The organism is Microcoleus sp. M2_D5 (genome assembly GCF_036701935.1).
In the GTDB taxonomy this organism is placed as follows: Bacteria; Cyanobacteriota; Cyanobacteriia; order Cyanobacteriales; family Microcoleaceae; genus Microcoleus.
Map to the genome: position 1 here is coordinate 1 of NZ_JAUBRP010000060.1, position 23,354 is coordinate 23,354.

Annotated in this window: 20 protein-coding genes and 2 pseudogenes; 14 read left to right on the plus strand and 8 right to left on the minus strand. The window is 45.4% G+C overall.

The window, feature by feature from the left end; translation table 11 throughout:
- Positions 1-74 precede the first annotated feature (74 nt).
- A pseudogene (locus QUA50_RS21755) lies at positions 75-435 on the plus strand (transposase); the annotation flags it as partial.
- Positions 436-635: 200 nt separating this feature from the next.
- On the opposite strand, the gene gyrA reads toward QUA50_RS21755, so the two are convergent.
- Positions 636-3,332 carry a DNA gyrase subunit A gene (gene gyrA / locus QUA50_RS21760; protein WP_333266813.1) on the minus strand — a complete coding sequence of 899 codons (2,697 nt, stop codon included), beginning with the start codon at positions 3,330-3,332 and terminating at the stop codon, positions 636-638.
- 395 nt (positions 3,333-3,727) lie between these two features.
- Here gyrA and QUA50_RS21765 point away from each other — a divergent pair, with 395 nt between their 5' ends.
- The 4 genes from QUA50_RS21765 (at position 3,728) to QUA50_RS21780 (ending at position 7,229) form a co-directional block, all read left to right on the plus strand.
- Positions 3,728-4,651: a histone deacetylase gene (locus tag QUA50_RS21765; RefSeq protein ID WP_333266815.1), complete on the plus strand. Its 924-nt coding sequence runs from the start codon at positions 3,728-3,730 to the stop codon at positions 4,649-4,651.
- A 313-nt stretch (positions 4,652-4,964) separates the two neighbouring features.
- Positions 4,965-5,153 (plus strand): hypothetical protein, encoded by a 189-nt coding sequence (locus QUA50_RS21770; protein ID WP_242716917.1) that lies wholly within the window; start codon positions 4,965-4,967, stop codon positions 5,151-5,153.
- Between the two features lie 495 nt (positions 5,154-5,648).
- Entirely contained in the window at positions 5,649-6,671 is a 1,023-nt protein-coding gene (locus QUA50_RS21775; protein ID WP_333266872.1) for an ABC transporter ATP-binding protein, read from the plus strand.
- A 228-nt stretch (positions 6,672-6,899) separates the two neighbouring features.
- Positions 6,900-7,229 carry a DUF433 domain-containing protein gene (locus QUA50_RS21780; protein WP_333266817.1) on the plus strand — a complete coding sequence of 110 codons (330 nt, stop codon included), beginning with the start codon at positions 6,900-6,902 and terminating at the stop codon, positions 7,227-7,229.
- A gap of 289 nt (positions 7,230-7,518) precedes the next feature.
- Here QUA50_RS21780 and QUA50_RS21785 read toward each other — a convergent pair whose 3' ends face one another.
- Together QUA50_RS21785 and QUA50_RS21790 are read right to left on the minus strand one after the other, a co-directional pair.
- Complete coding sequence (locus QUA50_RS21785) at positions 7,519-8,133, minus strand: Uma2 family endonuclease (RefSeq protein ID WP_333266818.1); 615 nt, start codon at positions 8,131-8,133, stop codon at positions 7,519-7,521.
- A 31-nt stretch (positions 8,134-8,164) separates the two neighbouring features.
- Positions 8,165-9,571 (minus strand): NB-ARC domain-containing protein, encoded by a 1,407-nt coding sequence (locus tag QUA50_RS21790; RefSeq protein WP_333266820.1) that lies wholly within the window; start codon positions 9,569-9,571, stop codon positions 8,165-8,167.
- Between the two features lie 418 nt (positions 9,572-9,989).
- On the opposite strand from QUA50_RS21790, the gene QUA50_RS21795 reads away from it, so the two are divergent.
- Complete coding sequence (locus QUA50_RS21795) at positions 9,990-10,490, plus strand: hypothetical protein (protein ID WP_333266821.1); 501 nt, start codon at positions 9,990-9,992, stop codon at positions 10,488-10,490.
- Between the two features lie 33 nt (positions 10,491-10,523).
- Complete coding sequence (locus tag QUA50_RS21800; protein WP_333054427.1) at positions 10,524-11,054, plus strand: hypothetical protein; 531 nt, start codon at positions 10,524-10,526, stop codon at positions 11,052-11,054.
- Positions 11,055-11,144: 90 nt separating this feature from the next.
- On the opposite strand, the gene QUA50_RS21805 is transcribed toward QUA50_RS21800, so the two are convergent.
- Together QUA50_RS21805 and QUA50_RS21810 are read right to left on the minus strand one after the other, a co-directional pair.
- Entirely contained in the window at positions 11,145-11,507 is a 363-nt protein-coding gene (locus QUA50_RS21805; RefSeq protein ID WP_333266823.1) for a type II toxin-antitoxin system PemK/MazF family toxin, read from the minus strand.
- Entirely contained in the window at positions 11,497-11,892 is a 396-nt protein-coding gene (locus tag QUA50_RS21810) for a hypothetical protein (protein ID WP_333266824.1), read from the minus strand. Before QUA50_RS21810 ends, QUA50_RS21805 begins: the two co-directional genes overlap by 11 nt.
- 123 nt (positions 11,893-12,015) lie before the next feature.
- Here QUA50_RS21810 and QUA50_RS21815 point away from each other — a divergent pair, with 123 nt between their 5' ends.
- Positions 12,016-12,753 carry a Uma2 family endonuclease gene (locus QUA50_RS21815; protein ID WP_333266827.1) on the plus strand — a complete coding sequence of 246 codons (738 nt, stop codon included), beginning with the start codon at positions 12,016-12,018 and terminating at the stop codon, positions 12,751-12,753.
- Positions 12,754-12,983: 230 nt separating this feature from the next.
- Positions 12,984-13,874: an ABC transporter permease gene (locus QUA50_RS21820; protein WP_333266829.1), complete on the plus strand. Its 891-nt coding sequence runs from the start codon at positions 12,984-12,986 to the stop codon at positions 13,872-13,874.
- On the opposite strand, the gene QUA50_RS21825 is transcribed toward QUA50_RS21820, so the two are convergent.
- Entirely contained in the window at positions 13,812-14,003 is a 192-nt protein-coding gene (locus tag QUA50_RS21825; protein WP_333266831.1) for a hypothetical protein, read from the minus strand. The two genes, QUA50_RS21820 and QUA50_RS21825, sit on opposite strands and share 63 nt — an antisense overlap.
- 231 nt (positions 14,004-14,234) lie before the next feature.
- On the opposite strand from QUA50_RS21825, the gene QUA50_RS21830 reads away from it, so the two are divergent.
- A complete protein-coding gene (locus QUA50_RS21830; RefSeq protein WP_333266833.1) occupies positions 14,235-14,618 on the plus strand; it encodes a hypothetical protein in 384 nt (127 codons plus the stop codon).
- Between the two features lie 117 nt (positions 14,619-14,735).
- On the opposite strand, the gene QUA50_RS21835 is transcribed toward QUA50_RS21830, so the two are convergent.
- Both QUA50_RS21835 and QUA50_RS21840 read right to left on the minus strand, forming a co-directional pair.
- The gene (locus QUA50_RS21835) at positions 14,736-16,094 is read right to left on the minus strand and encodes an FAD-binding oxidoreductase (protein ID WP_333266834.1); all 1,359 of its coding nucleotides are present in this window, start codon (positions 16,092-16,094) and stop codon (positions 14,736-14,738) included.
- Positions 16,095-16,239: 145 nt separating this feature from the next.
- Complete coding sequence (locus QUA50_RS21840; RefSeq protein ID WP_333266835.1) at positions 16,240-16,989, minus strand: class I SAM-dependent methyltransferase; 750 nt, start codon at positions 16,987-16,989, stop codon at positions 16,240-16,242.
- Positions 16,990-17,594: 605 nt separating this feature from the next.
- On the opposite strand from QUA50_RS21840, the pseudogene QUA50_RS21845 reads away from it, so the two are divergent.
- The 4 genes and pseudogenes from QUA50_RS21845 to bioB form a co-directional block, all read left to right on the plus strand.
- Positions 17,595-18,914: pseudogene (locus tag QUA50_RS21845) on the plus strand (adenylate/guanylate cyclase domain-containing protein); the annotation flags it as partial.
- 389 nt (positions 18,915-19,303) lie between these two features.
- On the plus strand, positions 19,304-20,716 hold the full coding sequence (locus QUA50_RS21850; protein ID WP_333266836.1) for an adenylate/guanylate cyclase domain-containing protein: 1,413 nt from the start codon (positions 19,304-19,306) through the stop codon (positions 20,714-20,716).
- A 192-nt stretch (positions 20,717-20,908) separates the two neighbouring features.
- Positions 20,909-22,237 carry an adenosylmethionine--8-amino-7-oxononanoate transaminase gene (bioA, locus tag QUA50_RS21855; RefSeq protein WP_333266837.1) on the plus strand — a complete coding sequence of 443 codons (1,329 nt, stop codon included), beginning with the start codon at positions 20,909-20,911 and terminating at the stop codon, positions 22,235-22,237.
- A 17-nt stretch (positions 22,238-22,254) separates the two neighbouring features.
- The gene (gene bioB / locus QUA50_RS21860) at positions 22,255-23,298 is read left to right on the plus strand and encodes a biotin synthase BioB (protein ID WP_333266839.1); all 1,044 of its coding nucleotides are present in this window, start codon (positions 22,255-22,257) and stop codon (positions 23,296-23,298) included.
- Positions 23,299-23,354: the final 56 nt, after the last annotated feature.

Genomic DNA, 23,354 nt, shown 5'->3' on the forward strand with positions numbered 1-23,354 from the left:
TTTTGGCTGGCATACATTATAACTAATTATCGCTTATCTTATATTTATATTATACAATCTAGCTGCGTATCAGCTTAGCAGCAAGAAGAAAAGGAAAGAAGGACTGGCATTGCACCAATGCTCTTTATGGATAGTTTGAATGCAGAAGGATTTGAAGGATGGTTATCTTTATATTTGTTACCCGATTTAACAAGTCCATCTATATTAATTATGGAGAATGCACCCATTCATCGTAAGACGGTCATTAGACTATTGGTTGAAGAGGCGGGTCATCAGATAATATTTTTACCAAAATACTCTCCTGACTTAAATGATATTGAGCATGATTTTAGTGCATTAAAGAGAGCTAAAATGTATGCGTCTCCTGGCACATCTCTTGATGAAATTATTCGTGCTTATTGTGCACAAAGAGTGTCTCATACTTATTTGAAATGACTGTACCAACAAGGTATGCGGGCTGCAACCCTTATACAGTCTATCTCGTAGACTTCTTGGTCTCCCCCCAGGACTGTGCGTCAACCTCACCGGAAAAAATCTTTGACTTTTGAGGGAAAACTTCTGAGTAGGGGCGATCGCATTTTTACCATTCAGCAGTAAGGTACGCAGCGCGCACCTTACAAACTATTAACCTATGACTATTCTGCCACTTCCTCAGATTCCGATTCTTCGGCCGATTCTTCACCAGCAGGCGGCACTAAAGCCACAGCTACGATCGAATCATCCTCATCTAACCGCTGCACCCGCACACCCGTTGCTGTGCGCGATTGAGTAGAAATTGCACTCACAGCCTGACGGATAATAATACCTCGGTTGGTAACGATCATCAATTCGTCATCTTCGTTGACAATTCGCAGGGCAGCTACCCGATCCTTTCCCTTTTTCGACTTGAATTTAGTAGCCGTCAATCCCTTGCCAGCCCGTCTTTGTAGGCGGAATTGAGAAACAGGAACCCGCTTGCCATAGCCGTTGGTGGTGATTACCAACACCGAAGGAACTTCGCTGCTAACTGTCGAAATTTCTTCGACCTCTTCGCCTTCAATTTCCTCTGCTTGCAATTCTAATTCTTCATCTTCCGTTTCCAATTCAGCACTTTCTGCCCCTTCAAATTCCCCTTCTTCCGTTTCTAATTGAGCAATATTAGCTCCCTCAAATTCGGAGTCTTCAGTTTCCAATTCAGCAATTTCGGCAACTATTGAACTGGGCAAAATGTCCATGCTAATCAACTCATCGCCCGATCGCAATTTCATTGATTTTACACCCCGCGTCGCGCGGCCGACTGGGCGCAACTGTTCGTGATTGGTGCGGAAATGAATTGCCATGCCTTGGCGCGTACCGATGATGATGCTGTCACCCACTTTTGCTCTCCGCACCCAGCGCAGTTGGTCGCCTTCTTCCAGAGAAATGGCGATTAATCCATTAGTGCGGATGTTGCCAAATGCGGAAAGTGCGGTTTTCTTGATGTAGCCGCTGCGAGTCAGCATGACCAAGTATTCTTCGCTGGTAAATTCTGTGACAGACACCATAGAAGTGATTTTTTCTTCTATAGGAATCGGCAGCAGTTGTACCACGGGAGTGCCGCGTGCCGTCCGGGAACAGACGGGGATTTGATAAGCTTTGAGAGAGTAAACTACGCCCCTGTCACTGAAGAACAAAACGCTGTCGTGATCGCAGCAGGAAAGGAAATGTTCTACTCCATCGTCTTCTTTCATTTTCGCGCCTGCTTTGCCGCGAGTAGCGCGACTTTGGGCCTCGAAAGTGCTGACCGGCATCCGCTTGATGTAGCCTTGCTCTGTAATCAGAATAATTGCTTGTTCGTTGGCAATTAAATCTCTTTCATCGATTTCTCCTTCGGCGTGTTCGATGACGCTGCGTCTAGGAGTGGCGATTTTGGTTTGGATTTCGACTGCTTCAAATTCGGCGATTTCTAAGATGCGTTCCCGGCGCGCTAAGATATCTTCCAAATCTTCGATTTTAGCTCGCAGTTCTTCGTGTTCTTGCTGAATTTTTTGCGCTTCCAATGCTGTCAAACGCCGGAGCTGCATTTGCAGAATTGCGTCCGATTGCTGTTCGGAAAGACCGTAATTATCCATCAATTCCTGTTTGGCTGCTGCGGAGTCGGCAGCAGCGCGAATTAGGTGAATAATTGCATCTAAGTTTTCTAAGGCAATTAATAAGCCTTGCAGAAGGTGGTCGCGTTCTTCTGCTTTGCGGAGTTCAAATTGAGTCCGGCGAGTAATTGTCTCAATGCGGAAATCTAGGAAGACATTGAGGAATTGGGAGAGCGTAAGTAGTTGGGGTTCCCCGTTTACTAGCGCTAACATATTGGCTCCAAAGTTTGCTTGGAGGGGTGTTTGTTTGTAGAGGTTGTTGAGGACGACGCGGGGATAGGCGTCGCGCTTGAGTTCGATCACGATCCGCATTCCGTCTCTATCGCTTTCGTCGCGAATGTCGGAAATTCCATCTAATCTTTTGTCGTTGACAAGTTCGGCAATTTTCTCAATTAGCCCTGCCTTGTTTGTTTGGTAAGGCAATTCGGTGATAATAATTGCTTCTTTGTCGGGGCGGCCGGGATGTTCGATGGTTTCAATGCTGGCGACTCCGCGCATTGTAATCGAACCGCGCCCGGTGGTGTAAGCATCGCGAATGCCGCTTCTGCCGAGAATTTGCCCTCCGGTGGGAAAGTCCGGGCCGGGGATGTACTGCATCAATTCCAGGTCAGTAATTGCTGGATTGTGGATTAGCGCTACTAAACCGTCAATTATTTCGCCTAAGTTGTGTGGCGGAATGTTGGTGGCCATCCCTACAGCAATCCCGGAGGAACCGTTGAGCAAAATTTGGGGGATGCGTGCCGGGAGTACGAGGGGTTCTTGCTGGGAACCGTCGAAGTTGTCGCCGAAATCAACTGTTTCCGAGTCGATGTCGCGCAGCATGGAGTCGCTAGTGAGAGCTGTGAGCCGACATTCGGTGTAACGCATGGCAGCGGGTGGGTCGTTGTCAACGGAGCCGAAGTTGCCGTGGCCGTTGATCAGGCGTTCCCGCATGGAGAAATCCTGAGCCATCCGCACCAGGGCGTCGTAAACCGCTGTATCTCCGTGCGGGTGATACTTGCCCAGCACCTCCCCCACGACGCGGGCGCATTTGCGGAAAGGTCGATCGGGAGCCAAGCCCAATTCGTTCATGGCGTAGAGAATGCGTCGGTGAACGGGCTTGAGACCGTCCCTGGCATCTGGTAGCGCCCGACCGACTATTACGCTCATGGCGTATTCCAAGTACGATCGGGACATCTCATTACCCAGATCCGTCGGGATTATCCGCGACTCAGAGGTGCTCATAGGTTGAAAAACTCCGTTAAAAATTTAAATTTGACGGCTATAAATCTCAAAAATGCGATAAAATCGGTTTGGATTCAGTAGAGCTGCCAAATATTGCAAATTACTCCTGAAATTATATCACAATTTGCCTTGGACTTTATGGGAAAGTTGCTAGAAAAATTAAGGGACGAAACAATGTAAATTCGTAAGTTCGCCGTTGGTGATTTAGTCATCAATTGGCAAAAGCTAGAAAGGGTTTTTTAGGGGAAGGCTTTTATGCTTTGGTGATTTTTAGTGAAGGCAATCGAAAAAAATAAAAGGGTTGCCCGATCGCAATTTGAATTTGACAAAACCGAAGGCCTTCTTAAAGCTAACTAAAAATCTAAAATCTAAAATCTAAAATCTAAAATCAGCCGATGCTACCTGTCATCTACTCCGACGATTTCTTGCTGCACAAGACTGGAATGCTTCACCCAGAGCGACCAGAACGTTTAACGGCGATCGTCAACGCTCTGAAAGCTGCTCCGTGGGCGACTAAAATTGAGTGGCAACTGCCCACCCCTGTGGCGCAGCGCGAACAACAATTGTTCTCGGCTATCAAAAAAGTTCACTCGCAAAGATACATCAAAGAAGTCGAACATTTGGCTCATCGGGGAGGTGGCTACCTCGACGGTGATACGCCGATTTCTGCTGAAAGTTACGACGTAGCGCTGCTAGCGGCGAGTGCTTGGCTCGATGGGGTCGATCGAGCGGTGGTTGCGGGGCAACCGGCTTTTGTGCTGGCAAGGCCGCCGGGACACCACGCCGAAAACGCCCGCGCGATGGGTTTTTGCTTGTTTTCCAATGCTGCCATCGCCGCTCACTACGCCCTGGAACAGCCGGGAATCAACCGCGTCGCCGTCCTCGACTGGGACGTGCACCACGGGAACGGCACTCAATCTTTGGTGGAAAGCTGTCGGCAAATTGCCTACTGTTCTCTGCATCAATCTCCGTGCTATCCGGGAACGGGAGATGCCGAGGAGCGGGGTGCCTACGACAACGTGCTGAACATTCCCCTCTATCCGGGCGGTGGCATAGCTGAATACCTGAGCGCCTTTGAATCTCTTGTCGTGCCTTTTTTGTCCAAATTTGAACCGGATTTGTTGATTGTCAGCGCTGGTTATGACGCTACTGCGTCCGATCCGCTGGCAAGCATGACTCTGATGCCGTCAGATTTCGGTACTTTTACCGGATACTGCTTGCAAATCACCCGCCGCATCGCCTTTGGTTTGGAGGGGGGTTACGCGCTCAAAGAGTTGGCAGAGTCGGTTGTGGCGACTATTGACCGATGCCTCAATTAGCTGGAAAATTGGCATAGGGGAAAATAAGGTTGAGAAGCCATGAGGACGAGATGGAGAGTTTTTGAGGGCGATCGGGCTTGATGGTCTTTTTCCCTCTGACTTCTGACTTCTTCCTTCTGGCTTTAGTGACAAGCATCACAAATTTAAGAGATCCAAGTCATTGGGTATCAAAGTCTCTGTCACAGATTTTTAGCCAAAAAATCACACCGTGTCAATGTGTTCGATCGCCTAAATCGTCGCTCGCAGAGAGCATAATAGGATTACAATTAGGCTATAAAAATTTTATCTGCCTCAATCAACTAGGAGGTTTATCATGTCAGTATCCCAAATGACACTCGAAGAGTTATTTGGTCAGGTCATGTTTTCCAGTGTCGTGACTCGCCACGACCGGAGACAGCTCAGATCTGCCCTCTTAGAAAGAACACTGAATGATGATGAATATGCCATCATCAACCGACTGCTGTACAACGTGCGCCGCGGTTGGGTAAAAATTGTCGATTAAAGACGCCGCAGCCAACTTTGTGGAGGGGAGCTAAAAGTAGAACTTGCCACATCGGGAAGTTTTTCGGTATTTAATACTGGGCTCGAAAGTTAAATGTGTTTGACAACGGTGTTAATTATCAAAAGCGCGCTAAACATCAGTCTATAGGTAGAGATAATTATAAAAAAATAGGTTTTGGGTGCATCTCTACTTGTTGAAAAATTATGAGTTTTGAGTTGTTAACTGAGAAGTTATAATAAACTCAAAACTCATAATTTTTTGGATGGGAGATGTGAGATGAGAAATTGGGAAAGATTGATGCGCTAGGGGTTGGGAACCGCTGTAAAGTTGATATTTGTTAAACGGGGATCTAAAATCTCAACTATCAGCAGTTTCCAGTTGAGGACGATTGTGCTATCGTTACAAGCACAGCGAGTCGCATTGGTCGATCGACCATTCCGGCAATTTGAGCCCGGAAGTGTCAAAATATTAACAACCAGTTCATCCCAAAAATATATGGCTCCCGCCGTTTTAATTGAAAATCTTCAGAAACGCTACGGCAATGTAGAAGCCGTTAAAGATGTTTCCTTCAAGGTAGAACCGGGGGAAATATTTGGTTTGCTAGGCCCCAACGGTGCAGGCAAAACCACAACCCTGCGGGTACTTTGTACTTTAACATCGCCAGACAGCGGACGCATTGAAGTGTCTGGTATTTCTGCTGTCAGTCAGCCGAGAATTGCCAGACAAAAACTCGGCTACGTCGCCCAAGAAGTGGCTCTCGATAAGGTGCTGACGGGCCGGGAACTCCTGCAACTGCAAGCAGCGCTTTACCATTTGCCGCGCAATACGATTAAAGGGCGGATTGACAAAATGGTGGAACTCCTCGGTTTGGAGGAGTGGGAAAATAAAAAGACGGGCACTTATTCCGGCGGTATCCGCAAACGTCTCGACTTAGCTGCTGGGTTGCTTCACCAGCCGGATGTTTTGGTGTTAGACGAACCGACTGTCGGGCTCGATATTGAAAGCCGGGTGGTGGTGTGGGATTTCCTGCGCCGGTTGCGGGAGGAAGGTACGACGGTTTTGATTACGAGTCACTATCTCGAAGAAGTTGACGCTTTGGCCGATCGCGTGGCGATTATTGACAAGGGTACGGTGATTGCACAGGGCACGCCAGAAGAGTTGAAAAATCGGGTTGGGGGCGATCGGGTGACTCTGCGGATTCGGGAGTTTTCGCCGATGGAAGAAGCCGAAAAAGCTAAAACTCTGATGCAATCTTTGCCTTTTGTGCAAGAAGTAATTGTCAATACGGCTCAAGGAAATTCTCTCAATTTAGTAGTAACACCGCAAAGCGATGCGCTGGTGACTATTCAGCAAGCTTTAAAAGATGCGGGACTTCCTACTTTTGGGATTGCTCAATCTCGGCCGAGTTTGGATGATGTGTATTTGGCTGCGACTGGTAAGACGCTGTTGGATGCGGAGTTGGCTGCTGCTAGCAACCGCGATTTGAAGGCCGAGCAAAAACAGGCGATGCGATCGTAGTTTGAGGGAAGGGAAAAGTTCGTCAGAAACAGGCTTTCCGGCCTGTTCCACAAAGAGTGAATTTTCTTGTGGAACAGGCCGGAAAGCCTGTTCATAAACCAGTATTCCGGCGGTTTCAATCGCATCTGCACACACGAAGTCTGCCTTCGCAGACAAGCGAGATAAGTTAGCTATAATCTTAAGAGTGAATCGAAAAAATACTATAGTGATTTTGGGGGATATTAATAGATGAATCTTGTTTTGGAAGTTGAAGCGCCTCCTTTCCGAGAAGATGCAACAGGTGCTATTCGGGTAGGAAACTCAAGAGTTTTACTGGAATTGGTGATTCGAGCTTTTCAGGATGGTGCGTCGCCAGAATCAATTGTGCAGCGTTATTCAACTGTGTCATTGTCTGATGTCTATAGTGCGATAGGCTATTATCTCCGACACCAAGAAGCAGTGGAAACTTATCTCAATTATCGCGAGCAATTAGCAGATTCCGTCCGTCAGCGTTTGTTGGGTATTCAACCCGATCTCAGCGTTGTGCGATCGCGCTTGTTAGCCCAAAAACAATCTTGAGGATTAACTATGCTGCGGCTATGGTTATTTAATCCAATTTGATATTATTTCTAGGGACACAGTATTGCTCATTGATGTCAGCTTAACGCTCTTTCCCGAAGTCCGGCAGGGAATTAATTCCCTGCCTCAAAGCTAAAGTCCTCTGAAGAGGACTGAAGAAATCATTACTCATTAGTCCTCTTTAGAGGACTTTAGCTATTAGCCAGGGAATTAATTCCCTGGCGGTCTTTCGGTTTAAGTTGAAACCAATGAGCAATGCTGTATCCTGATCTTTTCGGCATATTTGAGATCATACATCCAATACTTGCTCTGCTGTCAGTGCTAATTCTGGGAAAGTTCGGGATATAATTCGCTCAGTCCCTCGGTAAGCAGTCATTTGATAAACCCCAATTTCATCGAGCAGGTAAACAAAAACAGTCGGTTCTTTCGGGTTGCCCAAATAGTTTCTGCTTCCCAAAGCTAAATAATCGACAATCCAATATTCAGAAATTCCCAGCCGCTGATATTCATCCAGCTTGTCGATATAATCATCTTCCCAATTTGTTGATACAACTTCTACAACTAATTGCAGCGGTTCAGTTAGTGCTGAGTAAGCGAAAGGAGCTGAGTCCCAGACCGTTTTATCTACTACACTCACATCAGGATTTCGGCCTTGTTCTTTACCATTTGGAGTTAACGTCCTCACCACAATTCTGCCAGATACCCAGTAGTTGAGATTGAGTCTTTTTACCTCGTCTTTGAAAGCGTCTGAAAGAAATTCAGCGAGGGTTTCGTGCAGTCTGATTGGTAATATTCTCACAATTTCTCCATTGACAAGTTCATAGCGGCCTTCTTCGTCGGGAAGTTGCTTGACAAATTGCTCGAAACTGAGCATCTGCTTAGGTTGGGTAGGAGTTGCGGTCATGGTTTTCTCTCATTTAGCTAGATATTTAAGACTATTCTGCAACCAGTTTAACATACTGTTTTAACACAGGTGGAATCGTGAAAACGGTTTCTGTTTCACCGCTCAATTTTTCGATCATTCCCCGTCTGTCTAAAGATTGAATTGCTTTAAATAATTCGCCCTGCGAACCTTGACATTTTGACATAAATTGAGTAAACAAAACAGGTTCTATTTCATTACTAAGTTGCGAAATCGCCTGTTTTTCTATTTCCGACAACCGCTGATAGTGCTGCTGCAATATGGGTGTCAATTCATCGCTTAAAAATACTGGTTTATAGCTTAAATATTGAGATACTCTACCGCCAAATAAGTTGTTAATGGTTTGAGCGACTAATTTTAACCAGAGGGGATTACCTTGATAAAAATTAATCAAGTCTGGCCAGTATTCTTCATCCAACAAACCTTTTTCTCTAAGAATTTCTGTTGCTGCTTCACCTAAACCAGTTAACTGTAATAAACGTACTGCTGAATTATCGTCGGTGAATGTGATGATGTCTGAGGGTGGTTCCCAACTATTGAGAATTAAGCAGCTATTATGGGGAATTTCGCCGATGAGTTTAAATAGGGTTCCGTAGTTTTCATATCCGGGTTTATAATTTCCTGCAAGTTGCCCGCTGCTGAGAATTTGCTGCACGTCATCGAGGATGATGAGACAGCGATTTTCGCGCAATGTTTCTATGAGGATTGATAACTGAAAATCGGTGTTGGCGGGTATGTTAATTTCTGGTTGATTTGAGAGAAATTGAATCAGGGTTTTGAGGGTTGTTTCTAGGGGTGGGGAGGTGCGGAGACTGCGCCAGATGATGCGATCGAATTGAGTTTGAATTTGGGGGATGAGGTGACGGGCGATCGCGCTTTTGCCGGTGCCTGCCATGCCTGTGATGGTGAGGAGGCGGCAGTTTTGGCGGGCGATCGCATTTTCGAGGGCGGTGAGGGATGAGTTGGGGCGATCGTAGAATGTTCTGATCTCCGGTGCATCTCTTAGATCGAGTCGCAGTTTCTCTTGGGTGTTGTCTTCATTTGAGGTTTGTGCAGGGGGTGAGTGTTGTGGAGCTTTTGGAGGGCGTGAGGTTTCTGTGCAAACGTTGATGTTACCTTTGTTTTGTACAAAATTAAAATCACCAAAATTTGAAACTTTAGAAAATTCATACCTCTCCATCGTGGAGCGCAAATTTGATTTCATTACATCTTCATCTAATATTTCTGAAAGAGTTTGCCATAACTTTGAGGCAATATTTCTGACATGGCGTTCAGTACAATGAACCTCTTTAGAAATTTCGGAGTATCTTTTACCTTGCCACGTTCCCCGTACTACTGCCTGTTGCAGATCGTCCAATCGTTTGCCCGTCTTAGCGAACACCAAGCCATCGGCCAACCTTAAGAGTTCTTGAACATCCATTTATTGGGTAAATGTAGGAGGTTTTATCTATTGTATCAGACTTTTTCTGACGTTTTATGGCTAAGAAGGACAAAATATGACTTTTAACGGCTAGCTAATTTTATTAACTCCGGGCAAATTGTGACATTCTCCTACTTTCCAATACATAAAAATTAAATTAAAATTTAATCAGGGGCTTTAAAACCATCTTAGGCAACCTAAAAGATTTTAACAATGTAAATCTGACGGGCGCAACTATGCTAGATAGCACCGTCCATCCCTAACGGTTAAAAAAATTGCTCAAAATGTGGCTGCATCCGCTACTCCAGCGGTTAAAGAAGTTGCTCGCAATGTTGCTATATCTGTGAGCAATGTCTAGGGGGTTTTCGCCTCGTGAAATGTTCGTAAATATTTTCTAAGTTACCATAGGAAAGAAATCATGTCTAGTGCATTATCCCTACCGCAAGCTAATTTAAAAATGGCTCTCTGGCAAGTCGATGCTGATGCAATGAGTAGCAGCGACTTGTATGTGTGGTTAAATGATATCGGCTTGCCGCATGAAGTCTCGATGCGGCTGCATGAACTTGCCACATACACGAAAAAAGCTGCTAACAAAGTTTTATTTATCGGCAAAATTCTCCTGATTAAAATCATAGAATTTGTCAAAGCGCATCCCCATTTAGCGATAGGGGTTGCTGTTGGTGTCGCTGTAAGAATTTTGGCAAGTTCGATACCATTTGTCGGCCCGTTATTAGAACCTTTGGCAACAGCGCTGGGTATCCCAATTGGTGCAATAGCCGGCCACCGACTCGATCGAGGCAAAGAGGTGTCTGATGGAATTATTGGAATTGCTCAAAACATTATTGAGATTGCCAAAGCATTTTTTCAACTACTGATAGACGTTTTCAATACAATTTTTCGCAACGTCATCACTGCTTAACTGCCTAAATTAGCAAAAAAATTGAGGTCTAATATGTCTGCAAATAAAACGCCAACCAAAGAGCAAATTCTGAAGTCAATAGAGCAACTGGAAAAAAACCCACATGATAAATTAGGGATTTTAGGAGATATTGGCATTGGTGTGGTGGGGGCTGCCGGTGCTGGTGCGGCGGCGGCAGCTTTCGGTGGTGGATCTGTATTATTTGGGTTAATAGCCGTTGCACCTCCCGTAGGATTAGTTGTTGGCGGTGCAGCTTTAGGTGCTGCTGCTCTTGTAGGGGTAAAACGAATGTTATTTGATGGCACTTTTGACCAGGGAAAACAAGCAGAAATGCTTAAAAACTTAAAAGAACAGCTAAGAGATGTTGAAGCCAAAGAAAGAGCCTCTAAGCTGGAAGACAGCGATAAAACTAAATTTATTGTTTCGTTGAAAGAACCCGTCAGGCTCGATTTAATTAGCCCGAAAGACGCTCAGGATTTAATTAGCGCCGTAGAAAGCGGTAAAATTGCAATCAAAGAGGCGATTAAAATGGTTGAGGATGTGGTTAAAGCTGCTAAACCATAACTGCCTTCTGACTGCGTAACCTGGGAATGCTAAGCTGTAAGTCAGCGATCGCCCTTCCTTTTCTGAAAAACGATCGCCCTTAATAACTAACTACTGATACTCTACTACCGCCGCGATCGCCCTGGCAATTTCCTCCATATCAGTAGTCGAAAGTTGTCCTATTTTACGAATGAATCTTTGTACATCCATACCCCGCAATTGTAACACGTCCACTGCCGAAATTTTCGTTAAACCATTAGCAATATCTGGCTCAATCTTAACGTGCCAGATATTGCCAGCATAATATTTTTTCCAATCTGTGATAGGTGCAGCAAATTTCAGTGGTAACTTACCAACACTATCAGAACTTACCACTACAGCCGGACGGATTTTTTTGATTTCTGCTCCAACTGTTGGGTCAAAATTAGCCAACCAAATATCTCCCCGTTTAGGAGAAGGAGAGTTAGTAGTCAATTAAATCTCCTGCTTCTAATTCTTGCCATTCTCTATCTTCCTGGTAATGTTGCAACATTACCTCAGCTTGTTTTGCGAGAATATTTCGCCTCTCTTCTAACGGCAATTGCATAAATTCTCGGCGACTGGGATAGTCGGCTAGTGTTGGTATTTCTAAAGATATATCAATATCTAATGGCTGTGCTTTTCCTTCGGGAATTTCCTGTTTAGCGCGCTGTGCAGCCACAATCAGCGATTGTTGTGTGTTCTCACAAGATAAATTCCACTGCTCTTCATTCCTTAAGTCTTCAAGATATTCTCGCAAATGTTCAACCACTTTGTCTTGAAGAGTTTCTGGCAGAGATTCCATAATCTCGACCAAATTGGCGATCGCCCTTGATGACATAGCTTTATCCTCCTAGTAAATCAAGTTTTTATCTGGCATAGTTAATAATAGCTTTTTCTAAATTTTAACCCAATATCTTTTACGTGATACAATTAAAACTATTGCAGCCAAAAGGTGAACGGCATGGTACAACAACTCGCCCCACAAACAACACCACAAATCATCTACCCGGACAGCGACGGTCAACCAATGGCAGACAACACCAAACAATTCCGCTGGATTGTCACAATCAAAGAAAATCTAGAAATATTATTCGCTACTTCCCCTGACGTATTTATTGCCGGTGACTTACTCTGGTATCCCGTCGAAGGCAATAACAAAATTCGCAAAGCACCAGATATACTAGCAGTTTTTGGCAGACCAAAAGGAGACAGGGGTTGTTACAAACAATGGGAAGAAGATAATATTCCGCCTCAAGTAGTATTTGAAATATTATCCCCTGGAAATAACAACACCGAAATGCTCAGAAAACTCTTCTTCTATCAAAACTACGGAGTAGAAGAATATTATATCTATGACCCAGATACCTTAGAATTTACAGGATCTCAGCGAGTGGGCGATCGCCTAGAAGAAATCCCAGAAATGAACGGTTGGGTTAGCCCCCGCTTGGGCATACGGTTTCAAATGACACCAGAAACCCTCGAAATTTATCGCCCAGACGATCGCAGATTCCTCACTTCCGTAGAATTAGATCGACTTCGAGAACAGGAAAGCCAACGTGCCGATCGCGAACAGCAAGAAAAACAACTCGTTCAACAACAGCTAGAAGAAGAACGCACTCTGCGACAACAGGAACAGCAGCGCTATCAAGCTTTAATAGAATTGCTGCGAGAAAAAGGGATTGACCCCCAACAGTTGTAAGCCCGATCGCCCGTCCAACACCACCAATACCCCCAGACTTGCTACCCTAAAGAGAGTTCGATTTAACTCACCCAAGAGCAGCATTCTCGCTTAACAGGCTGGACGGCCTGTTCCACAAAGAGTCAATTTTCTTCTTGTGGGGAGTAGGGGTTGGGCTTCTAGCCCGCCCTAAAGCGATGATTGCAACTCGTGCAATATCTCAGATTTAATCAAAATCAGCGCAAGCAATTATGAGCGGTACTGTTACATCCCCCAACAACCTCAACCAGCAGCGGCCACTCTCCACGGCATCCGCTGACACTTCCACTTCCCTGCTGGGCGACTTCATCCAAGAAACACTCGCCTTAACCAAGCGCCTGTTTATTCAATTGCAGCGCCGCCCCTCGACGCTAGTTGCAGGCATTATTCAGCCGCTGATGTGGTTGGTTTTGTTCGGAGCTCTGTTTCAAAATGCACCCGCCGGCTTGTTCGGCGAAAGCCAAAATTACGGACAATTTCTCGGTGCCGGTGTAATCGTTTTTACAGCCTTTGCAGGGGCGCTGAATGCCGGTTTGCCGATTATGTTCGATCGCGAATTCGGCTTTCTCAACCGCTTGTTAGTCGCGCCGCTGGCTTCCAGATTTTCGATCGTCCTGGCTTCCGCTATTTTCATCGTCACGCTGAGTTTCATCCAAACCGGCGCAATCGTTACGGCGGGAGCGTTTTTGGGCGCGGGATTGCCTGGAATTGCCGGACTGGGGGCGATCGCCCTAATTGTCCTGCTGCTAGTTTTGGGCGTCACCGGCTTGAGTCTGGGTTTAGCCTTCGCCCTTCCCGGTCACGTAGAATTAATAGCGGTAATTTTTGTTACTAACTTGCCGCTGTTATTTGCCAGCACAGCCCTCGCGCCACTGTCGTTTATGCCTCACTGGCTGCAAGTTGTCGTGACTCTAAATCCCCTGAGTTACGCGATCGAACCCATCCGCTATTTGTACCTGCACGGCGATTGGTCGCTAGCAAGTGTGGTGATGCAAGCTCCTTGGGGTAATGTTACCTTTGGAGGAGCGCTGTTAGTATTGCTAGCCTTTGATGTCGTAGCGCTGCTTAGCATTCAACCGCTGCTGCGACGCAGGTTTGCTTAGGGCGATCGTTTCACCTGCACCGTCAATTCTAGGACAAGGCGCCGTGCCTTTCGTCGTGTCAACTTCAGGTAAAACCGATAGTCCGTCAGGGGTTGAAACAATAGCCTCAAAGCCAAAGTCCTCTTGCATAGGACTAATGAGTTCTTCAGTCCTCTTTGAGAGGACTTTCGCTATAAGCCCCGTGGAATTCATTCCCTGGCAGACTGCCGGGTAAGCGATAGGACTGGCTGACTAAAAGCTTAAGTTGACACCAAGGGGCATTGCCCTGTCCTTAGCCCCAGCAAAGTAATATAATATTTAGTCGCAAGTCAGAATATCGTTTAAATAGAATTGTTTTTTTGAAGATTCAACTAATAAATTATGAACACCAAAACTTCCAAATCCGGCAAATTAATGATGGGGATTGCTGCAAGCGCGATCGCCTCCTGTGCTCTGTTCTCCCCTCAAGCAAGCTTCGCTCAAGCCAGCGGTTTAAATAACGCCCAACCGCTGCAAGACTTTCAAACTCAAGACAATACCGACCCATTTTCCGGCCGCAGCAGCGGCAGCGGAATATTTGATTTAATTCACCGATCCAAATTGGGAGGCGGCCGCAGCATGGAAGAATTTAACAGCGAACAGCGCCAAAATTTAAACGATGCGGCCGCCGAATTTCGCAACAAACAGCGCCTACTACTGGAAAAGCAAGCAGTACCTACACCAGGGGCGATCGCACCAGCAGAAATTACCGCCCCCGTCCCTTAAATTTACAACTGCTGTTTGCTCATTTCTCAGTCCGCGTGAGCGAAGCCAGCGCTTAGGCGGACTTCGTTTGTCTAGCAGCGATTTCAATCGCCAAGTCTTATCTAAAAACCATCGCCCTTAATCCCGTTCCAACCACGCCCGCATTTTACCCGGATTCAGCAAACCGTAAGGATCGACCAACTCTTTAAACTGCAACTGTTCCACATTAATACTTTTCATCCCTCCATCTTCCAATATATAAGTGTGAGGATTAGCCATCAGTACGCCTTGCTCTTCGTGATAGCGAATAATTTCATTAAGCCGTGATTCCGTAGTGTAGCGAACTATTTGCAAAGCCGCCGCGATCGCCCTGCCATTCATCCGCAAAAACTCCAAGTGCATCATCACCTCATCCCCATAATAATTGTACAGTTCCTCAATCAATTTCAAACCTTTATCTGGGGGAAAAAGCGTCTGCAAATAAGTCAGAGACGGGTCAGCGCTGCGAGCGTGCAGAGTTGTATGATTCCAAGTAAATTCAGCAATTGCTGCACCTTTGCTCGCTGCTTGCGCGTTTTTTTGATAGCAAATTGTGCCGCCATATTCGCGCACCAAATCTTGCAGCGGTTCCAGACAAGACTCAGCTACCATTAACAAAGCACAGTGCTTACCTTCAGGAATTTCATCGCGGAAAGCCGCAAAATAAGCAGGAATTGGCCAAGCACAAACACAAATTAGTTTTTTGATAATTCCGTCAGCATCGCCCAAAGCTTGACCGAAGTTTGCCGCTGTCATAAAATCGTCAAAAGCGACGATGATTTCCGCCCAAGCATAAGCAGGGGCGAGGGGAATTTCTAACTCAGTAATAATCGCATTTGTGCCGTAAGCGTGATTGACTTTTTGCACTTCATCGCCCCGCAATTCGATGACGCGGGGCTCGTCTTCCATTGTAACGACTCGAACCGCATGAAGATTTCCCCGATCGCGCAATTGCCCGTAAGTTATCGAACCAATTCCCCCGCTACCCCCGCCGATAAATCCCCCAATCGTTGCGGTACGGTAGGTTGAGGGAACCATCCGCAATTCCCAACCGATTTCTCTGGCTTGTTTGTCGAAAACCGACATTTTCACCCCCGGTTCTACGCAAGCTAAACCCGGTTTTATCCAGCGGATATTGTGCATTTTGCTGGTATCTAAAATGACGCCGCCGTTGAGGGGAATGCACTGCCCGTAATTGCCCGTTCCTGCACCTCTGACAGTTAGCGGAATTTTGGATTTGACGCAGGCTGCTGCAATCCGCAAAACTTCGGCTTCGCTGGCGGGACGAACTACTAAATCTCCTGTTTTATCACTTAAGAGAGCTTGCAAAATAGGACTGAAATGATAGTAATCTTGAGATAGCTTGACAACTTGCGCGCGATCGCTAATTATTTCGATTCCCGATAGTTCCGAAGAAAAAGCATCCCAGTCAATACTTTGAATCGCAGTTGCAGTCATTTTGTTTCCTAAATCCTGACAGTATTATATATTTTTTCAACCAGAACTTAGTAACATAAAATACTAACTGCAATCTTTCTTTAACCAGTAAGGTGCTTATGCGCGCACCCTACACATAGAAGTTCTGCCTTCAAGACTGCTGTTCTCAATTAACAAATCCCCCAAACACCGCCATACCGTAGTATTTCCAAGGCACTGCAACAGTCTCAAATCCAGCTTTTACCAGCATTTCCAACTGTGCCGAAAGTGTAGCTAGGCGATCGGGATTAGAATATCCGTAAGAGACACTCTTCCCCACATTTGCGCGAATTTGTGCTAATGTTTCCCCCTGATTTAGCGCCCAATCTTCTCGCGCCGCTTGATAAATATCTTTCATTGCTGCTGATTCTGCTAAAAGAGGATCGGCATTCCAAAAACAGCCACCAGCATTTAAACTTTCGCGAATGCGTTCAAACAATTTCAACTTCATCTCATCCTCAAGATGGTGAATTGCCAGAGATGAAATGCAAGCATTGAATTTATCGCCCAAGCCTGATAAATTTGGATTGTTTGCCCATTCTCCAAAATCCATTTCTATGCCAGTCCACCGGGCTGCGTATCCTGCCGACTGTATTTTGGCCCGGGCAAAATCAAGCATTCGCGGCGAGTAATCGACAGCCACTATTTTCGCAGACGGGTAGAGTTTGAGAACTTTTAAACTCAGTTCCCCCGTACCGCAGCCGAGTTCTAAAATGCGGTGGTTTGTGTTACCAATGCAGCCTGCTATTACATCCAGCATTTCGTCATATTTAGGTAAAAGTCGCCGAATGCCGGTATCAAAATTGGCAGTATTGACGAAAACTTCTCCAGGAAAAATTTCGTTGTTCGCAGGTGAGGCAGTAGAGTCAGAATTCACGATCGCCAATTATAGACTACAATTGCTATCCTAACTGAAATAGAGCCAAAAGTGCGTGAAGTATAGACAAGCCACTGCCCTGTCCTTACCCGATCATCTGTACTTCACTCAACACAAAACCTCTATAGAGTTATGCGTATTTTTACGGATAAGCCAAACACTCGCGGTAAACAATAATTAACCGAAAGCATCCACGATACAAGCCCCCAGATTCATCCGTCCAGAAATAAAAAACCTGTATCCGATGAAACTTGTTCCCCGAATTTACCGGTGGGGTCAATGCTTCAATTCTAAAATCTACAATCTAAAATCTAAAATCTAAAATCGATTGACCCTCCGTTGCACTCAGAGAGTCTTGCTTTACCCCGGACACCAGCAAAACACTCTGAAAAAGCAGTGTTATGTTAGTAGTGCATAAATTCCCATCAAGATTAAACCTCACACTTGAGGATACCATGCGCCAGTTGATTTCTCGAATTCGGGCTGCCATCAGCCAATTAATTTATAAGCGAATTCTGCTTGCGGTGACAATTTTATTTTGTGTAGGTGTAGGAGTAGCGATGGAAAATATCTCTCGTCTTTCCTCCACCCTAATTGAATCGCAAGCCCTCCAAAATGCCACCCTCTATGCCCAAGCAGTTAAAGAAGCCCGCACCCTTTACAGTTCCGATGTTGTCAATCCTCTCAACGCCACTAAAGCGATTAACTTTACCCACGACTACAACCCGACAAAAGTAACAGTTCCCGTACCGGCCACTTTCTTAATAGAACTGGGAAACCAAATTACCAATAAAAATCCCGAAGTATCACTTCGTCTCTACAGCGACTACCCGTTTCCCTGGCGTCGAACAGAAGGCGGAGCAAGAGACGAATTTGAACGGCAAGCTATTAGGTATTTGACGCAAAATCCGACACAAAAGTTTTTTCGACGTGAGGATTTTCGCGGCAAACCAGCCTTTCGATATGCCGAGGCGGATATTCTAACCCCTAGCTGCGTTGACTGTCACAATACTAACCCATACAGTCCTAAAACTGATTGGAAAGTGGGAGATGTGCGGGGAATATTAGAAATTACTCAACCTCTCGACACCATCACTCAAAATACTCGCAGCGAACTGAAAAACCTGTTTTTACTGTTAGTAGGACTTTCAATCTTAGGGGTGACAGGATTAACTTTATCTATCAGCAGGTTGCGCCAAAATGCTAAACAATTAGAACAGCGCGTCAGGGAACGCACGGCACAATTGCAAGAAACTAATGTAGAATTGGTAAAAGAACAGGAAAAGTGCGATCGCCTGCTGCTCAATATTTTACCCGAATCCATTGCTGCTAAGCTAAAAGACGGTCAAAGCAGTATTGCTGACGGCTTCGCAGAAGTCACGATTTTGTTTGCGGATATCGTAGGCTTTACCGTGCTTTCATCACAAATATCTCCCGAAGAATTGCTCAAGTTCCTCAACGAAATTTTTTCAGCCTTCGATGGTTTAACGGAAAAGTATGGGTTGGAAAAAATCAAAACAATTGGAGATGCTTACATGGTAGTGGGAGGTTTACCAAATCCCAGCACCAACCACGCCGAAAGCATTGCGGAAATGGCTTTAGATATGCAGGAGGAATTAGCAAAATTTAATGCCAAACATCATGCAGGAATTAACATTCGCATCGGCATCAATACCGGGCCTGCAATTGCCGGGGTTATTGGCACTAAAAAATTCATTTACGACCTCTGGGGCGATGCCGTCAATACAGCAGCCCGGATGGAATCCCACGGGATTGCCGGCGCGATTCAAGTCACACAATCAACTTACGATATCTTGCAAAATAAGTATCTGTTTGAAAACAGAGGAATTATCCACATCAAAGGCAAGGGCGATATGAATACTTATCTGCTTGCAGGCAGGCTAGTCAGCGCAGTTTCGGTTTAATTTGTTTATTATATTATTAAGGGGTCTGCTAGTTAGTCCGAAGTCAGTCAATTTTAGATTTTAGATTTTAGATTTTAGATTTTAGATTTACTGCACAGGTGAATCTGGGATCTTGAACTTTGATCTAAAATTTTTATATATCCACGAGTTAAGTGGGGGGCTGGTATCCGTTTTTGGGTGGGTCATCAGTCATTGGTTGTTAGTCGTCAGCCAAGAACTAACAGTTAATAGCTGCTGGCTGTTGACTGCTGACAATTACAGAAAGTACACAGGAGATTTGAGAACCCGGTTTCTGCGCGGTTGCGTCGTTGACACACCCAAACTTGATTACCAGAAACCCGGTTTTTTTCCTATGTCCTACATTAGCCATTTGCAAAATAGTAAATTTTATGCCCTTGCGGATTTTATCATTCTTGAAATTTTTCCAATCTCGCTTGTCTAGGCAAATAGCTTTGTGGGTATTTGCTAGCATTCTTGTCATAGAGGGAATTATTTTAGTTCCCTCTTATTTTCGGCGAGAAAATGAACTTTTAAGCCAACTGGAACAGGTATCTCGGACAACTGTTGATTCCCTAGAGTTTTTGCTCCAACAAGATATTTCCGATCGCACTTTCTTGCAAGAAGAAGTAAAAAATATTACTAAGGATTCTCAAGTAGTCCTAGGACTATCTATTTACCAAGCTAACGGTGAACTAATATATACACTTGGCGAACCCCCAGAAATCAGTTTAGAGCAACTAAAAAAATCTCGTATAGTTCACAGTCACAAGTTCGATGGCAAGCGCTACGATATTGCTTGGACGGAGCGACATTTGGGAGGCGATTACATCTTAATTGTTCGCCACGATGCTTCCACCGTTCAGCCGGAACTCTACGCATTTATCGGGCGGATTGCTGTTCTAGTCATCATTATATCAGCCTTTGTAACTTCTGTAACTATGTTCTTTTTAGGAGTTACAGTAATTTCACCTCTCTTGAGATTGCGCGATGACTTGATCGCTGCTGGAGACGCTTTGAGCAAAGATCGAGAACAACCTGATTTCTACTCTCTGTCTGTCAAGCGCGATGACGAGTTGGGAGAACTCATGGTCGCATTCAATCAAATGTTTCACCGAGTATACAAGGAAATCGCACAGCGGAAACAAGCTGAAGAAATATTGCGCGCCGAACAAGAAAAATCGGAACGTTTATTACTAAATATATTACCAGTAATGATTGCAGATCGCCTAAAACAAGGTCAGATAAATATTGCGGACGGATTTGCAGAGGTTACGGTTTTGTTTGCTGATATTGTGGGCTTTACCGAAATATCTTCGCGCACGTCTCCTGAAGAATTAGTCGAATTGCTTAACAAAATATTTTCAGCTTTCGATCGCTTGAGCGAGCAATACGGCTTAGAAAAAATTAAGACGATAGGCGACAATTATATGGTAGCAGGCGGTTTGCCACTTCCCTGTACAAATCACGCCGAATCTATTGCCGAAATGGCCCTGGAAATGCAGCAAGAAATTATGAAATTCCGCGACGAATGCGGTCAATCTCTCAATATCCGCATTGGCATCAATACTGGGCCTGTTGTAGCAGGTGTCATCGGCACTAAAAAGTTTATTTACGATTTGTGGGGAGATGCTGTGAATACAGCAAGCCGCATGGAATCTCAGGGACTTCCGGGCAAAATTCAAGTTAGTAACTCCACTTATGAGTTGCTGTGCGATAAGTATTTGTTGGAAAAGCGCGGTAAAATTAATGTTAAAGGCAAAGGATCTATGACGACTTATTTGCTCAAAGGTCGAAAATTGTAACTGACAAATTTGACCGTCGCCGGGGAATACGTGATAGGGCGGCAGAGGTTGCAGCCCAGCCGCCCCCAGCACCAAACTAGATTTTTTTTTTAACGAACGGCGAAGACGCTAAGGACGCAAAGGAAGAGAAGAAAAGAGAAGAGAATATAAAGAGTTGCCAAGTGAGTTAACATTGCTATATTAAAATGCAAGTTGATATTAGTTGCACGGGTAAAAATGACGGCGGATCAGGAACATAATTCTTCACTTTCACCGATTTGGCAGCCCTTCACGCAAATGAAAACGGCGGCCCCGCCGCTGAAGGTAATTCGCGGCAAAGGATCGGTGCTGGAATTAGCAGACGGGCGGCAAATTATTGACTGCATTTCTAGTTGGTGGGTGACTGTTCACGGGCACAGCCATCCGGTTCTGGCTGAGGCTCTTTACGAACAAGCCCAAAAGTTAGAACACGTAATTTTTGCGGGATTTACTCACGAACCTGCCCTGAAACTTGCGAGTAAATTGCTAACTCATACGCCTGCTTCTTTAACGCGAATTTTCTTTTCTGATAACGGATCGACTGCTGTTGAAGTTGCTCTGAAAATGGCATTTCAATATTGGCAAAATCTCGGAGAAACTAACCGCACTAGCTTTATTAGTTTTGAGGGAGGTTATCACGGCGATACTGTGGGCGCGATGTCGGCTGGCAGAAGTTCGCTGTGGTGGGAATCTTTTGCACCTTTAATGTTTCCTGGGGATGTTGTTCCTTTTCCTGCGACTTTTGACGGCGATGAGGAGGTGGAAAGCAAGGAGGCGGCGAGTTTAGAGAAATTGGAGTTTTTGTTAAAGCAGGGCGGCTATGCGGGAATTTTTATCGAACCTTTGGTGCAAGGTGCCGGGGGAATGCGAATGTGCCGCCCTGAGTTTTTGCAGGATCTCGCACAACTTGCGGGCCAGTTTAATGTATTGTTGATTTACGATGAAGTAATGACGGGTTTTGGCCGCACGGGCGAACTGTTTGCCTCGGTTAAATCTGCAACTTCACCGGATATCCTGTGTTTGTCTAAAGGATTGTCTGGCGGCTGTTTGCCAATTGCTGTCACAATGGCATCGGAGGATATTTATCAAGCTTTTTGGCGAGATGAACCGGACAAAGCTTTTTTTCACAGTCATTCTTACACCGGAAATCCTTTAGCTTGTGCGGTGGGTGTAGCATCCCTAGAGCTTTTGGAGCAAAACCCAAATGTTTATCAAGGGATGGAAAAACTCCACCGCAAATACCTGAATCAATGGCTGAGAAATCATCCTAAACTCGAACGGATTCGGACTTGCGGCACTATCGCAGCAATGGATGTGAAAACCGAAAGCGTTTCCGGTTATTTTAATGACATCGGTTCTGTTTTGAAAGCCAGATTTCTCGAAGCGGGGTTTTTGCTCCGCCCCTTGGGAAACACGCTTTACTTGATGCCTCCCTACTGCATTTCTCCTGATGAAATAGAATCGATTTATCGGGTGATTCGTCAGGTTTTGGATACTCTGTAAACCCTTTAATTTTAGTAATGAATTTACCCAATTGGAACGATTTGGCTGACGACGCGCTGGCGGGCAAATGTCTCTCTCGCGAGCAATCTTTAGCCGTATTGCGCGCGCCGGATGAGGTTTTGCTGGAACAACTAAACGCAGCTTATCGGGTGCGCCGCCACTACTGGGGAAACCGAGTCAGGCTGCACTATTTGTTAAATGCTCAAAGCGGCCTTTGTCCTGAAGATTGCCATTATTGTTCTCAGTCAAAAATTTCGACTGCGGAAATTGAGAAATATCCGCTTTTAGCTAAGGATAAAATTCTGGATGCCGCCCAACGCGCAGCAGATTTAAAAGCAGGTACGTTTTGTTTGGTGATTTCGGGCCGCCAACCTAACGCATCTACTTTCGATCGCGTTTTGGATGCTGTCGAGACTGTGAAGGCAAATTATAACCTGAAAATCTGCGCTTGTTTGGGATTGTTGAGCGAGGAGCAAACTCACCGTTTGGCTAAAGCAGGAGTCGATCGCGTAAATCACAATCTCAATACTTCCGAATCATATCACGCGGACATTTGCACGACTCACACTTTTGGCGATCGGGTGGAAACCGTCGAACACGTAAAAGCAGCGGGAATCACAACTTGTTCCGGCGGAATTTTGGGGATGGGCGAATCGGATGATGATGCGATCGATTTAGCGCTTTCGCTTCGCAAGTTGGGCGTTACTAGCGTGCCGGTCAACTTTTTTATTCCGATTCCCGGAACGCCATTTGCAGAGGTGAACAGGTTAAATCCCCGCCAATGTTTGCGAATTCTCTGTATGTTCCGATTTTTGCTTCCCAGCCAAGAAATTCGGATTGCTGGGGGACGGGAAGTGCATTTGCGATCGCTGCAACCTCTCGGACTCTACCCGGCTAATTCTATCTTTGTTGGCGATTATCTGACAACTCCCGGACAAGCTGCCCATCAAGATTGGGACATGATTCGAGATGCAGGATTTGCGATCGAATCCCCCGAAGGTTCTCTCTTAGAAGTTAATTCAGCAGTTACAAAATCCGAACAAAAAACCCTTGTTTCTTAACTCGGATCGATGGCTTTAACGCAGTTAGGAATTGCACACAAAAACTTAAGTTTAAG

Coding starts and splice junctions, on each gene's coding strand:
- QUA50_RS21765 (WP_333266815.1), top strand. CDS start 3,728: ATGCTACCTGTCATCTACTCCGACGATTTCTTGCTGCACAAGACTGGA.
- QUA50_RS21795 (WP_333266821.1), top strand. CDS start 9,990: ATGTCTAGTGCATTATCCCTACCGCAAGCTAATTTAAAAATGGCTCTC.
- QUA50_RS21810 (WP_333266824.1), bottom strand. CDS start 11,892: ATGTCATCAAGGGCGATCGCCAATTTGGTCGAGATTATGGAATCTCTG.
- QUA50_RS21815 (WP_333266827.1), top strand. CDS start 12,016: ATGGTACAACAACTCGCCCCACAAACAACACCACAAATCATCTACCCG.
- gyrA (WP_333266813.1), bottom strand. CDS start 3,332: ATGAGCACCTCTGAGTCGCGGATAATCCCGACGGATCTGGGTAATGAG.
- bioB (WP_333266839.1), top strand. CDS start 22,255: ATGAATTTACCCAATTGGAACGATTTGGCTGACGACGCGCTGGCGGGC.
- QUA50_RS21790 (WP_333266820.1), bottom strand. CDS start 9,571: ATGGATGTTCAAGAACTCTTAAGGTTGGCCGATGGCTTGGTGTTCGCT.
- QUA50_RS21780 (WP_333266817.1), top strand. CDS start 6,900: ATGAATCTTGTTTTGGAAGTTGAAGCGCCTCCTTTCCGAGAAGATGCA.
- QUA50_RS21830 (WP_333266833.1), top strand. CDS start 14,235: ATGAACACCAAAACTTCCAAATCCGGCAAATTAATGATGGGGATTGCT.
- QUA50_RS21785 (WP_333266818.1), bottom strand. CDS start 8,133: ATGACCGCAACTCCTACCCAACCTAAGCAGATGCTCAGTTTCGAGCAA.
- QUA50_RS21800 (WP_333054427.1), top strand. CDS start 10,524: ATGTCTGCAAATAAAACGCCAACCAAAGAGCAAATTCTGAAGTCAATA.
- QUA50_RS21770 (WP_242716917.1), top strand. CDS start 4,965: ATGTCAGTATCCCAAATGACACTCGAAGAGTTATTTGGTCAGGTCATG.
- QUA50_RS21775 (WP_333266872.1), top strand. CDS start 5,649: ATGGCTCCCGCCGTTTTAATTGAAAATCTTCAGAAACGCTACGGCAAT.
- QUA50_RS21835 (WP_333266834.1), bottom strand. CDS start 16,094: ATGACTGCAACTGCGATTCAAAGTATTGACTGGGATGCTTTTTCTTCG.
- QUA50_RS21820 (WP_333266829.1), top strand. CDS start 12,984: ATGAGCGGTACTGTTACATCCCCCAACAACCTCAACCAGCAGCGGCCA.
- QUA50_RS21825 (WP_333266831.1), bottom strand. CDS start 14,003: ATGCAAGAGGACTTTGGCTTTGAGGCTATTGTTTCAACCCCTGACGGA.
- QUA50_RS21850 (WP_333266836.1), top strand. CDS start 19,304: ATGCCCTTGCGGATTTTATCATTCTTGAAATTTTTCCAATCTCGCTTG.